The organism is Saccharothrix ecbatanensis, assembly GCF_014205015.1.
Lineage (GTDB): Bacteria > Actinomycetota > Actinomycetes > Mycobacteriales > Pseudonocardiaceae > Actinosynnema > Actinosynnema ecbatanense.
Map to the genome: position 1 here is coordinate 6,683,240 of NZ_JACHMO010000001.1, position 14,127 is coordinate 6,697,366.

The 14,127-nt window shown below is 71.1% G+C and carries 3 protein-coding genes; 2 read left to right on the plus strand and 1 reads right to left on the minus strand.

The window, feature by feature from the left end:
• The first annotated feature begins 2 nt into the window (after positions 1-2).
• Positions 3-1,661 carry a WXG100 family type VII secretion target gene (locus F4560_RS28645; protein WP_184925124.1) on the plus strand — a complete coding sequence of 553 codons (1,659 nt, stop codon included), beginning with the start codon at positions 3-5 and terminating at the stop codon, positions 1,659-1,661.
• On the opposite strand, the gene F4560_RS28650 is transcribed toward F4560_RS28645, so the two are convergent.
• Positions 1,589-2,176, minus strand: coding sequence for a hypothetical protein (locus tag F4560_RS28650; protein WP_184925127.1), 588 nt, complete (start codon positions 2,174-2,176; stop codon positions 1,589-1,591). The genes F4560_RS28645 and F4560_RS28650 overlap by 73 nt on opposite strands.
• Before the next feature lie 2,122 nt (positions 2,177-4,298).
• Here F4560_RS28650 and F4560_RS28655 point away from each other — a divergent pair.
• Positions 4,299-13,895, plus strand: a complete 9,597-nt coding sequence (locus tag F4560_RS28655; protein ID WP_221483678.1) for a hypothetical protein — start codon at positions 4,299-4,301, stop codon at positions 13,893-13,895.
• The last annotated feature ends 232 nt before the right edge of the window (positions 13,896-14,127 follow it).

Here is a 14,127-nt window from a genome sequence, read left to right on the forward strand (position 1 = left end):
AGATGACCGCCCCCGACACCCCGATCTCCTCGCCACCGGGCATGGAGATCACCGAGAAGAACAAGTACAAGGGCTCCATGTTCATCTCGGCCTGGGACGAGATGATCACCACGATCGGCAAGGACGCGGAGACCGAGACCGAGAAGGCCCTCGACATCACGTTCGCCGCGATCGGCACGGCGTCGTCCATGGCCATGCTGGCGGTCGACCCGCTCGGCTCGTTGTTCGCGGCGGGCATCGGCTGGCTGATCGAGCACGTGTCGTTCCTGAAGGAACCGCTCGACCAGCTCATGGGCGACCCTGAGGAGATCGAGGCCAACGTCGAGGCGACCAAGAAGCAGGCCGCCGAGCTCCGGGTGCTGGCCGAGGACCACCGCCGCGAGCTGGCCACGTTCGACGGGTGGAGCGGGGCGTCGTCCGAGGCGTTCCAGAAGAACATGGAGTCGATGGGCCAGGAGCTGGACGCGCTGGCCAACGCCGTCGAGCAGAAGGCCAAGATCGTCGCGATCTGCGGCGTGCTGGTGTCCGTGCTGCGCGACATCGTGCGCGACCTGATCGCCCAGCTGCTCGGGTCGCTGCTGGCGGGCGCGCTGATCGCCGCCGCCACCGCGGTCATCACGTTCGGCGCGTCGATCGCGGCCTACATCGGCTTCGCGGTCGGCAAGGCCGTGGCGCTCGGCGTGAACATCGCGTCCCGGATCGCCCGGCTGACCGCGGCGCTGGCCAGGCAGATGGGCCGGATCAAGAACCTCGACGAGATCACCGAGAACGTCGGCAAGGGCTGGAACCGGTTCGAGAACGTCGCCGACGTGGCCGAGGTGGGCTACGAGTCGTGGAAGGCGCAGAAGGGCGTCGACCGCGAGATCGACAAGGCGTTGGCGAAGGACGTGCAGGACGACAAGGTCAGCGACGCCAACAAGAGCGCCGAAGAGGCCAACGAGCGGTACAGCAAGGCCAAGGAAGCGGAGACCGCTGCCGCCGAGGAGGCCAAGAAGGCCAACGAGGACGTGAACGCGGCGGCCACGAAGGCGAGCCAGGCCAACGACAAGGCCAACGCGTTCGTCGAGGAGGCCAACGCCGCCGCCGCGCGCGGTGACCAGGCGGGCCGGGACGCGGCGATGGTCAAGTACGAGGCGGCCAAGGTCGAGGCGGACGCGGCGCGTGGCGAGGCGGCACAGGCGGCGGAGAGGGCGGCGCGGGAGAGCCGCGACGTCGCCGAGGCGGCCAAGGCCAGCAACGAGGCGTTGACCGCGTCGAAGCCCGCCGACGAGGCCGCGAAGGCCGCGTACGAGGAGTACAAGCGGAACAACCCCGGGCCGGACGACCCGGCGCGCACGTCCGCCGAAGGTGACATGTCGGTCAAGAACGACGCCGCGAAGGCCGCGAACGCCACGTACGAGCAGGCGAACGTGGACTACACGGCGGCCAACGCGGCGGCGGCCGAGGCCAACGCCAAGGCGTTCGCTTCCGGCAGTGAAGCCGACATCAAGGCCGCCGAGGAGGCGTCGCGCAAGGCGGAGCAGGCGGGCACGAGCGTCGATCAGGCGGCCAACGACGCCAAGTCCGCGGGCGAGGCGGCGAAGTCGAGCTACGAGTCGTTCCAGTCGCAGTACTCGCAGCCCGCTTCGACCGAGACGTCCACCAGTTCCGTCCAGGTCTGATCGAAGAACCCCGGAGAAACAGCCATGGCACGCGGTGGCGGCGGCGTCGACCCGAATTCCCCCGGTTCCTCGGGCAACTCGTCGCCACCGCCACCGCCACCGCCGTCGCAGTCACCCGGTGGGCCGACCGGCAATTCCGGCTTCGGCATGAACGAGTCGACCATGTCCGACCTGGACAAGCGGGCCGGCAGCCTGCGGGACCGGCTGACGGCGATCTCCGGCGGGTTGCAGGGGCTCAAGCTCGCGCCGAACGCGCTCGGTCCGATCGGGATCGTCGCCGTGCCCGCGTTGAACAGTTCCAACGATGCGTCGGTGAAGCAGGCGAACAACGCTTCGAGCGCGATGGGCAACGTCCAGTCGGGGCTTAAGGCCACGATGCAGACGCACGCGCAGAACGACCAGTTCAGCCGGGAACAGATCGCCAAGATCGACCCGAACTCGAACGCCCAGAGGCCACCGGGCGCACCCGGTGGCGGGCCGCTCGGGTCGAAGGGGCCGGGTGGGCCTTCTGTCACTCCGGTGACCAACGTGCCGGGTGCGTCGGGGCCGGGCGGGACGGGTGGACCGAAGGGTCCGGGTGGGCCTTCTGTCACGCCGGTGAAGAGCATTCCCGGCGCTACCGGACCCAGCGGGACGGGTGGGCCCAAGACTGCTGGTGGGCCTTCCGTCACGCCGGTCAAGAACCTGCCCGGCGCGTCGGGGCCTGGAGGGAGTGGGCCGAAGGGACCCGGTGGGCCTTCTGTCACGCCGGTGAAGAACATTCCCGGCGCTACCGGACCCAACAGTCCTGGTGGGCCTAAGACTTCCGGTGGACCTTCCGTCACGCCGGTGAGGAACGTGCCCGGTGCGACGGGGCCTGGGGGAAGCGGACCGAAGGTACCTGGAGGTCCTTCCGTCACTCCGATCAAGAACCTGGCCGGCGGCATGGGTCCCAACAGTTCCGGCGGGCCTCGAATCGCTGGTGGGCCTTCTGTCACGCCGGTGAGGAATGTGCCCGGTGCGACCGGACCCAACAGCCCTGGCGGGCCGAAGACGTCCGGCGGGCCTTCCGTCACGCCTGTCAGGAACGTGCCCGGTGCGACGGGCGCGACCCCGCCCGTTCCTGGTGCTCCGGGCTCGCCGGGTGGCTCGCGTGGTGGTGGTGCGGCCGGTGTGACCCCGCCCGGCGCGACCCCATCAGGCGGAACCTCATCAGGCGCGACGCCGTCCGGTGGACCGGCGGCCAAGGGCGGCCCGACGCCGGGTGCGGGAGCGGTAACCGGTGCCACCGCGCCCGGTGCGAACACGGCGGCCCGCAGCATCGGCGGCGCGCTGTCCGGCGTGCCCACCGCGACACCGCCCCCGATGGCCGGTGCGCCAATGGCCCCCGGCGCCGCTCCTGGTGCCGCCGGTGGATCCGACCGTTCGAGCAAGTTCACCGGCGGACCCGGCAAGGGTGTCTTCGACGCGCCCAAGCCACCCACCGCTGATGGCAACATCACCAAAGCTCCGGCCACGTCGCCCTCGACACCGCCGCCCGCTCCCAAGCCGACCATCGGTGCGCCCAGCGTCAGCACGCCTATTACCGGCGCACCGGGCGTCGGCACGCCCAGCGGCCCAGCCGTCGGCAGCCCTGCTTCCGGCACACCTGGTACCCCAGCCGCTCGCACTCCGGCCAACAGCGCCCCGGCCACCGGTATCCCGTCACCCGGCAGCCCGGCGACCGGAAACCCAGCCAACAGCGCCCCGAACACCACCGCGGCTCCACCCGCGACCAGCCCGAAGCCGTCCCCCACCACCGCACCCCCGGTGAGCGCACCGGTCGCGCCCCCGATGGCAGCGCCCCCGATGGCAGCGGGCGCTCCGGGCGCGAACCCGTCGACGGACCGTTCGAGCAAGTTCACTAGCGGGCCGGACAAGGGTGTGTTCGACCCACCCAAGCCTCCGACCAGCGATGGAAACATCACCAAGCCCAGGGTCGATTCGCCCTCGACACCGCCCCCTGCGCCCAAACCCACCGTCAGCGCACCACCGTCGCCAAGCCCGACCAGCACTCCTTCCGCCGACACCACGGCCCCCAAGCCGTTCACCCCGCCGGCACCTCCAGCAGCAGCGCCACCGGCGAACACCAATCCCGCCGCGCCTCCAGCACCGGTCACCCCGCCAACGCCTGCCCCGGCGAACACCCAGCCCGCCCCACCACCCGCCACCAACATCACCCCACCAAGCAGCACCACCCCGCCGACCACCCGACCGGCACCGCCCACCAACACCACCCCGCCGGTCGCCACCCCGCCGGTCGCCACCCCGCCACCCGCACAGCAGAACCCCGCACCCGCCCCGCCTCCACTACCGGGGTTCGGTGCCCCAGTGCCGCCCCCGCCCGGGTTCGGTACTCCGGTACCACCCCCACCGCCGGCATTCGGCGCCCCGCCCCCACCACCGCCGCCGGGGTTCGCTGCCCCAGTGCCACCCCCGCCTGGGTTCGTTGCCCCGGTGCCGCCCCCGCCAGGATCCGGTACTCCGGTACCGCCCCCACCCCCGGGATTCGGTGCCCCGCCCCCACCACCGCCGCCGGGATTCGGTGCCCCGCCACCGCCGGGGTTCGGTGTTCTGGTGCCACCGCCGCCGGCACCCGGTGTGCCAGGTGTACCCGGTGTGCCAGGAGCGCAACCGATTGCGCCCACCACCCCGGCGGGCCCGTTTTCGGGGCGTCGGGACGCGGCCCTGAAGGGCGGCATCCTCGACAGGTTGCCGGACACGATCACGCCGTCCACGCTGACGATCACCGATGTCCAGGTCGACATCGGGCAGGTCGAGGCGGGGTTCGACGCGATGTTCGGCACCCTTCACGCCGACTACGGCATCACCATCACCCCCAACGTGAGCCCCGACCTGGTCGTGCAGCTCAACGACCAGAGCTTCGCCAAGCACTTCGCCGTCCAACTGGAACTGGACGCGGCGCTGAAGTCGCACGACCGGAGCGATTCCGACGTCACGGTCGAGCAGCTCAACGGGCAGGACATCGACCCGCAAGCAGTCCGTGACGAGATTCTGTCCGGCGACTTCATGCACCGCCTCGGCAACAACGACCCCGACACCGTCACGCGCCTCAACGAGCTGCTGGACCAGATCACCCAGGCCAAGGTCGGTCCCGGCCGGGACATCGACGCGCTGCGCGCCGACCTCATCGCGAACACGTTGACCAACCCGGCGCGCTCCATCAACGGGCACGTCCTGCTCAACACGAACCACCTCGACGGCCTCACCACCGACCCCGCGCGCAAGGCCGACGCGATCCAACACCTGCTCGTCCACGAGTTCATGCACGTGCACTCCGTCGGCAGCGACGTCACCTTCGCCCACCGCGACGGCCAAGGCGGCGTCTACAACACGAAGTTCAACCCCGACGAAGCCGTGACGGAACTGCTCGCCCGCAACATCACCGACGCGCTGTCCGAGCGCCAAGGTCAACCGAGCCAGTACAACGAGTACCCCAACGGCGGCAATCGCTACGAAACCAACGTTGACGGGCTGAACAAGGAGTTCGACCGGACCCGATCCAGGTGGGACCCCCCGTTCAACCCCGCCGACACCTTCCAGACAATGCTCGGCGACTACTTCGTCGGCCCCACCCAGTCCCCCGCACCGCCCGGAACGCGCGCCGCCCCGCCCGCCACCTCCACCACCCCCGACGCACCGCCGAGCAACGGCACGGACGTCGTCACCGACGAGTCCTGGCGGCACAACACCGCGAGCACCGCGGACTGGTTCGCACCCCAGAACCCGCAGCCCGCAGCGGCGTGGGATTCGGTGCGGGACAGGGCGCCTGTGCGCACGGTCGACACCGAAGTCGCGGACGTGCAGCGGTCGAGCACGTCGGGCCACATCGACTCGCTGACCGGCCTCATCCGGCACGACGTGCGCAGGATGGAGGTGGCGCCCGGGAGCTGGGTGAAGGAGTACACCCTCAAGGTGCACCTCAAGCCTGGCGACGGCGTTCCGCAGTCCGATGTGGACACAGTCCGGCAGAGGACTGCCGAGGGCGTCGACCGGTTGCTGAACCAGGGATACCGGCTGCCCTCGGGCGACCAGTTCCACGCCAGGGTGGAGTTCGTCACCGATCCCGCGCAGGCGCACACCACGGTCGACTTGACCACGTCCACCGAGGCGGACCAGCTCAACTGGGGCACGGACACCTCGGCGAACGTGCTCGCCCACGAGGTGGCGCACTACTTCGGTCTGCCGGACGAGTACAAGGACGCGGCCGGTCCGGACGCCCGCATCTTCAACAGCGACGGCAAGCCGCTGCCGCCCGGGCACACCCCGTCCAACCTGGTGGTGAACGACGACGGCCTGATGGGCGCCGGGGTGCACGCCGACCCCTCGATCAAGCCCCGGCACCTGTGGCTGATCGAACGCACCACCGACAGCCAGGTGATGGTGCCCGACGCCGACCACACCACGCTGCACGACCCGGGCTCACCGCAACAGACGCCGCCCCCACGACCGTCCGACCACGGCACCCAGCCCGACACCCGCCCCGCCGGACCTCCCGCGCCACCGTCACTGCCGACGTTCACGCAGCAAACTCCGCCACCGCCACCGCCACCGCCAACCACCGGACCGTTGGCACCGCCGCCACCGCCGCCGCCACCCCCGCCACCAGCGGCGACCTTCACTCAGCAGGCCGCACCGCCGCCACCGCCGCCGCCGACCGGACCGTTGGCACCGCCACCACCGCCAACGACCGGACCACCGCCGCCGCCCGGTGCGCCCTCCGCGCAGATGAACGCGCCCGCCACCCCGGCGGCCCCCTTCTCCGACCGCCGCGACACGGACCTGAAGGACGGCATCCTCAGCAGGCTGCCGGACACGATCACCCCGTCACCGCTGGCCATCGCGGGCGTCCAGGTCGACATCGGGCAGGTCAAGGCCGGGTTCGACGCGATGTTCGGCACCCTCCAGGCCAACCACGGCGTCACCACCACCCCCAACGTGAACCCCGACCTCGTCGTGCAACTCGACCAGCAGACGTTCGCCAAGCACTTCGCCGTCCAGCAGGAACTGGACACCGCCGATGGCCGAGGTGACGGCGGAGCACGCCAGGTCCGCGACGAGATCCTGTCCGGCGACTTCCTGCATCGGCTCAGCAACAACGACCCCGACACCGTCGCACGCCTCGACGCACTGCTGGACCAGGTCGTCCAAGCCCAGGTCGGCCCACACGGGGACGTCGACGCCACGCGGCAAGGGCTCATCGACAGCACGCTCACCAACCCCGCACGGGCGATCAACGGGCACGTCCTGCTCAACACCGACCACCTCGACGGCCTCACCACCGACCCAGCGCGCAAGGCCGACGCCATCCAGCACCTGCTCGTCCACGAGTTCATGCACGTGCACTCCGTCGGCAGCGACGTCACCTTCGCCCACCGCGACGGCCAAGGCGGCGTCTACAACAAGAACCTCAACCCCGACGAAGCCATGACGGAACTGCTGGCCCGCAACATCACCGACGCACTCGCCGAACGCGCAGGGAAACCCAGCCAGTACAACCAGTTCCCCGACGGCGGCGTGCGCTACCAGAGCAACATCGACCTGCTCAACCGCGAGTTCAACCGGCCACCCACGACCTGGAACCGGTTCGACCCCGCGGCCGGCTTCCAGACCATGCTGGACGACTACTTCACCGGCCCCACCCGGTCCACCGGCCCGTCCACGCGCCCCGCGCCGCCGAACATGGCGTGGCGCAACCCGTTCCGCTCGACCCCGCCACCGGCGCCGCCGACCATCTCCGCACCGATCCCGATGGTCGACCTGGCCAACCCGGCGAACGCCAACCCCGCACCGAACCAGAACCCGAACACAGCACCCGCACCAGCACCCGCCCCGGCCCCGGTCCCGGCACCGAATCCCGCACCCGATCCCGCGCCGGGACCGGTGCTCACGTCACGGAACCTGCCGGACTTCTTCCAGCAGGGCAAGGCATTGGGCACGATCGCGCCCACCGACGTGCGGGGCGCGCAGCACGTCACCGGTGTCATGACCGGCATCACCCCGGACGACGCCACGGTCATCGAGAGCGCGCTCGAGAACAACTTCGAGTCGTTCCTCGGCCACGGCCGCGACTTCCAGGTGAAGATCGACGGCACCTGGCACGAGGCCAACGTCCGAGCCACGATGATGCCGCCGGCGAACGACGCCGCGGTCACCAGCACGCCGTCGACCACCACCAAGGTCGACATGACCGCCCAGTCCGCGACCACCACGGGCACCGCCACCAACCTCACCACCGCGAACGACATCGGCCTCGCCGCCGCGGCGAGCGCCGGCATCGGCCCGTACGGGTCGCTGGCCGGCAAGGCGCAGCTCGCCACGCCCGCCACCACGCTGAACACGTCCTCCGGCACGGTTGACCAGCGGATCATCCGCGGCGGCGAGAGCTCCACGAACGTCGACGTCCCGGTCTCCTTCCAGGTCACCCTGACCGCGTCCAACGGCGCCGTGCGCGCCCCGCAGGCGGTCAACGGCGGCGTCACCCTCGCCGTGCCGAACGACCTGGAGACGATCGTCGACTCCGGCAACGCCCAACCGGCCGCGGCCCTGCCGCCCGGTTGGGGGACCAAGCTGGAGCACCCGACGCCCGAAGCGGTCACCGACTTCGACGCGGACAAGGCGTTCACGGCCGTCGCCGCGAAGATCCACCCGTCGATCACCAAGATCGGCGCGCCGGGCCGCACCGCGCTGCGGGACTTCCTCAACCCGACCACCGTCCGCGACAACCTGGGCGCGATGCTGGGCGGCTGGGTCACCTCGCCGACCCTGATCAGCCCGCACGGCAGCAAGGCCAACGCCGTGCAGATGAAGGCCACCCTGCTGACCGCCGAACTGGTCGGCACGACCGATGCCGCCCAGCTCCGGCTGCACGAGTCCCAGGCCACCGGCAGCTCCGTGACCGCCACCACGAAGACGGGCTTCGACGTGGCCGCCGGTGTCGGCGGTGGTGTGGGCGTGCCGAACGTGATCGGCGGCGCGGCGGGCATCACCGGCGGCTACTCGGCCCGGACCGCGGAGTCCTCGAACGCGGGCACGAACTCCAGCACCCGCACCGGCATCCAGCTCAAGGGCGACACCGGCCTGTACAAGGTGACGGCGAACGTCCACGTCCGCACACCCAACGGCGCGGACGTCGTCACGCCGGTCACCACCTACATGCGCCTCGGCCTGCCCGAGGCCGCCGCGCTGAACCTGCCGGTGCCGCCGGGCACCGACGCCGGGCTCACCAAACCCGGCACCGCGGGCACCAAGTACCTCCCGCCCTACCTGGCCGCGGACCTGGCGGCGGGCAACGTCAAGGTCGGCGAGTTCGGCCCCGGCGCGCAGGTGCAGGCGCAGGTCCAGGCCGCGTTGACGGACCTGCCCGGCTTCGCGAAGTTCCTGCCGGGCTGGAACAACCCGGCCACCGGCTCGCGCAAGGGCCAGAGCCTGGCCGACGTCGCGGAGGCCACGGCCAACCAGCGCAAGCTCGACGCCGAGCTGTCGCCGACCGCGCTGAAGACCCAGATGGACAGCCTGCTCGGCCCCGGTGTGCAGGTGCAGCTCAAGAAGCGCGGCCTGAGCACCAACGACTACGTCAACGTCACCGTCCGCGCCCGACCCGTCAACACCAGCCACCTCGGCCAGGTCGACGCGCGCAACGTGCGCGGTTCGGCCAGCACCGCGCCGAGGCTGGACAGCACCACCGCCACCCAGAAGTCCGTCAACATCGGCATCGAGGGCAAGGCGGTGTTCCCGGTCAAGACCGGCGACGCCTCGCTCACGCCGACGCCGCAGGTCGGCGCGAAGTACACCTACGGGTGGGGCAACAAGAACACCGGCGGCCCGACGGTCAACAGCACCGGGCTCAACGTGGGCAGCGCGAACGCCCAGGTGTTCTCGCAGGACCTGGAGTTCTACGTCGAGATCACCACGTTCAGCCGCAACCGGTCGTGGGTCAAGCGGATGACGCCCGGCTCGCCGTTCCGCCAGGTGCCGGAGCCCAAGGTGGTCGCGCGGACCGGCGGACCGAACCCGCCCGGCGTGGCGAGCCTGGGCCAGATCTCCGGCCCGGTGCACCTGTGGGTGTCCGACAGCTCGTCGTTGGACAACGACCCGTCGGGCTTCCGGCCGGGCCCGCCGGTGTCGACCAAGCTGGACAACCCGCCGACGATCAAGGACCTGCTCAACCCCCCGGTGCCACGCCCGCCCGCACCGGACTTCCTGCACGTCGAGGCGGTGGTCGACACCGAGACGGTGCGCGACCAGGCCATCGAGGCGCTCAACCGGGCGGCGAAGGGCGACTCGTCGCTGACCGTGCCCGGCACCGAGGCGCGCAACCAGATCGACAAGCTGTTCAGCCCGGAGAGCATCAAGGCGAACCTGCGCAAGCTGACCGAGACCGGCATGCAGGAGAACGGCCTCAAGTACGGCCGCCGGGTCACCGACCGCACCGGCGCCATCGGCATGGCGATCGAGCTGGGCAACCCGAAGCTGGTGTCGATCTCGGACGACACGGGCACGGAGAACGCGACCACCGGCGGTTACAAGGCGGGTGACGCGAAGAGCAGCAGCCACACGATCGACCTCACCGCAGGCGTCAACCTGCCGATCAAGCCGAACGTGACGCCGCCACCGGCCGGGCAGCCGACTCCCGCGTCGGGCTCGGGTGGGGTGGCCGTGGCGGGCAAGGTCACGCCGTACTCGTCGTCCAAGACCAGCGCGAACGAGATCAGCGGCAGCGTCGACCGCAACGTCGTCACCCCGACCAGCGCGCGGACCGTGCTGATCCAGCTCGACGCGAACGTCACCGTGGTCGGCGAGAGCCGGTCGGGCAACGCCGTCTACGGCGGCACCCCGCGCGTGGAGGGCGCTACGGTCGCTCTGCCCGGCGGTGTGTTCGTGCGGGTCAGCGAGGACGTGGCGCGCGAGTTGGGCGTGCTGCCGAACGTGAAGCCGACGACGCCGCCGCCCGTGTTCGGCACGATGACGCCGCCGGCGACGCTGACCCCGGACAACCCCAGCTCCCTCGGCCTGAGCACGTTGGACACGGCGCCGGACCTGACCGGCATGGTCTCCGGGCTGATCAACGACCTCAACCGGCAGACCGGCGGCCCGTTCAAGAGCGACCTGGTGCCGGATTCGGTGCTCAAGGACTCGATGAACAACTTCCAGCGGCTGGTCGACTTCACCTCGCCGACGAGCGCCAAGGCGATGATCGACAGCGCGCTGGACGGCGGTGTGCCACTGCTCCTGCACCAGCCGGGCACGTTCGGCAAGGACACCTACCAGGTCACGCTCAGGGCGCGGATCACCGACGCGCCGAGCTTCGACGGCGTCGTCAACGACGGCATCGACATGGAGCACACCACCGCCGGCGCGCAGAAGGTGACCGACGGGCAGGGCAGGTCCACCGGCTGGGCCGTCGGCCTCAAGGCGCCCGGCCTCGCCCAGCCGGGCAGCGCGAACCCCAACGTGTCCGGTGGCGTCGGCGTGATCGCCGCGGCGAACGTGGGACAGCAGCACAGCAGCACCGTCACGAAGGCCACCACCGAGCAGTTCGGCCACCTGCGGGCGGGCAGCGGCCCGGCGGCGAAGTACACCGTGCCGATCGAGTTCGAGCTGGTGGTGGAGAAGGGCGACCAGGTCATCACCAGGGCCACCGGTCAACCACAGGACATCGTGGTGCGGCTGCACGCGGACAACCAGAAGGTGTTCACCCCCGCCGCCACGCCGCCGGCCGGCTACTCGTCGACCACGACCGCGCAGCCCTCCGCGCAGGGCACGCCGGAAGCCGCGAAGGCCTGGCAGCGCGACGGCGATCCGGCGACGCTGCCGGCCAATGCCTCGGTGGAGAACCTGCGCGGCGCCAGGGACCTGCGTGCCGCGGCGATCCAGGCGCTGACCGCGGCGGGCGCCAACCAGGGCATCACCGGCAAGGGCACCGGCCCGCTGAACACGCTGTTGTCGACGCTCGGCTCGGAGAACCTCCAGCCGAGCCTGCCGGGGATGCTCGACGGCCCCCTGACCGTTCCCGGGCTGCACGAGGCCGCTCTGACGTTCGGTCAGCACGCCGACGTGAAGGTCTACGCCAAGCTGGTCGACCCGAGGCTGGGCGGCCTGAGCGACGGCGTGAACCTGGAGAACCCGAAGTCGTCGGTCACCACCACCTCCGCCGAGGCCAAGCACAGCGAGACCGGTGACCTGTCGGTCGGCTGGGCGACCGGCAACGCCGCGGTCAAACCGAGCCAGGACCCGAAGGACAACGCGGGCATCGCCCTCGGCGGCATCGAGACCCGGCACGCCGCCGAGGACGCCGAGGCGGTGTCCGGCGGCGCGGCGAACAACAAGATCAACAACCTCAAGCCGCAGGGGCGCACCGGTCTGGTCGACTTCGACGTGGAGTACCGCGTGGTCGCCACGGTCGGCGGCAAGACCAGCGTGGTGGACCTCAGCGTGCCCGGCTCGGCGTCGGTGCGGATGCCGTCACCTGAGGCGGAATCGGTGCTGGGCCGGGATTTCGACGCCGACCTGAGCAACGCGCAGACCGCGGTCAAGGACACCGCGAAGGCGTGGCGTGACGCCGAGTTGGCGGTGGACCGCGCGCGGCACGACGCCCAGGCCGTGATCAACAGGGTGGCCGCGGACGTCGCCCTGCTCCAGCGGGACCTGACGGACTCGCAGGTGCGGCACAACGCGGCGATCGGCAAGCAGTTGGTGGACGCCGGCCGCGTGCCGGACCTGGAGCAGGCCGTCCGGGACGCCCAGGCCAACCGGGACGACGCGAGCACCGCGGTCAAGGACCTGCGCGAGCGGATCACGCGCCTCGACTCCGCCCACCAGGACGCACAGGACCGGCTTGGCGACGCCGACGTCGAGGCGCGCTCCACCGGCCGTGACCTGGCGGGCGCGAACGCGGAGCTGCGGGCGGCGCAAGGCAGGCTGGACGACGCGCAGACGGCGTTGGACATCGCCCAGGCCAACCTCGACGCCCACCTCGACCACCGTCCCGAAGGCGCACCGCCGATCGCCACCGACCCGGTGGCCAAGGACCTGGTCGGCAAGGTGGACAACGCCCGTGCCGCGCGTGACGCCCGCGAAACCGAGGTCGGCACGGCGGTCGACCTCGCCAAGGCGGCCGACGACGTGAACACGGAGGCGACCGGGAAGCAGGCCGACGCACAGGTCGAGGTCGACGAGGCACGGCTCGCCGCGGAACAGGCCCGGACCGACCTCGACCAGGCCGTCGGCGACCTGGATGCGGCACGGGGCGGCCTGGAAACGGCCGGCGCCACGTTGGACACCGGACGTGCGGCAGCTCAGGACGCGGCGGACCAGCGCGATGCCGCGCGGCGGGCTCAGCAGCAGGTCGAGAACACCATCGCGGACCTGGAAGCGGAGATCACCGCGGCCGAGGTGGAACTGGACAACCGCCGCGCCGAGGCGGACGCCCGCCAACTCGACTGGTGGAACGCCCGCATCGAGGTGGACCAGCGGATCGCCGACTTCAACCGGCCGACACCGCCCGCACCGCCTGCACCGCCGACACCGCCTGCACCACCTGCACCACCTGCACCGCCGACCGGCACCACGTCGACTTCCTCCGTCGTCCCACCGGCCGCGCCGGGGAGCACCGCCCAGCCCGCGGCTCCCTCCACACCGGACACCACCGCCGCACCGGCACCGTCCACTCAGAACACCCACACCGTGCCGGCGCAACAGCAGCAGGACGCCGCGCCGGGCGTGCCGCGAGCACTCGTGGACGAGGCCGTGCAGCACCTCCGGCACACCGCCGACAACCTCCTGCCGACGGCGCCACCACCGACCGCGGACGGCCTGTACGCGGCGGTCGCCTTCGCCGCCAACGTCCCGCCCGCGGACCTCCGCCACGATGTGGTGACGGCCGCCGCCGGCGCGGACATCGCCGAGCACGTGGCGGACTTCACCGCGGCCCGTCCGATGCGCAAGGAACAGCTGTACGGCGCGCTGGTGGAGAACCTGAACTGGACGCTCACGAACTCGCCGGAGGACGCCAGGGCGGCGAACGCCCGCGACCTCACCGGACGGCTCATCGCGACCCGGTTGGGTGTGAACCTGGTCATCCACCTGCCCGGCGTCGCGCCGCTGCGGCTGCCGCCGTTCACCGGTCAAAGCCCGCACGAGGCACACGTCGACCTCGTCGTGGTGAACGGAGTGGCGACCTTCAGGCCACGCTGACCAGCGCGGACGTACGCAGTGGACGGTTCCGGTCACACCGACCGGTCACCGGAACCGCACAGCAGAACGCCCGGCGCTGTGAGAGGAATCGATCCAGTGCCCACCTGGTGTCTCGTCGCTCACAGACGGGTCGGGCCGTTGGGTCGGGTGACGCGCACGGGTCTAGCATCCGATGGTCAAGGTCCGCGTACTCCTGTACCGGAGACCAGTCCACCACTGACGCTGGAGGCCG

What these genes read in the sequence shown, in the direction of transcription:
- F4560_RS28645 (WP_184925124.1), top strand. Translation starts at nt 3, where the DNA reads ATGACCGCCCCCGACACCCCGATCTCCTCGCCACCGGGCATGGAGATC.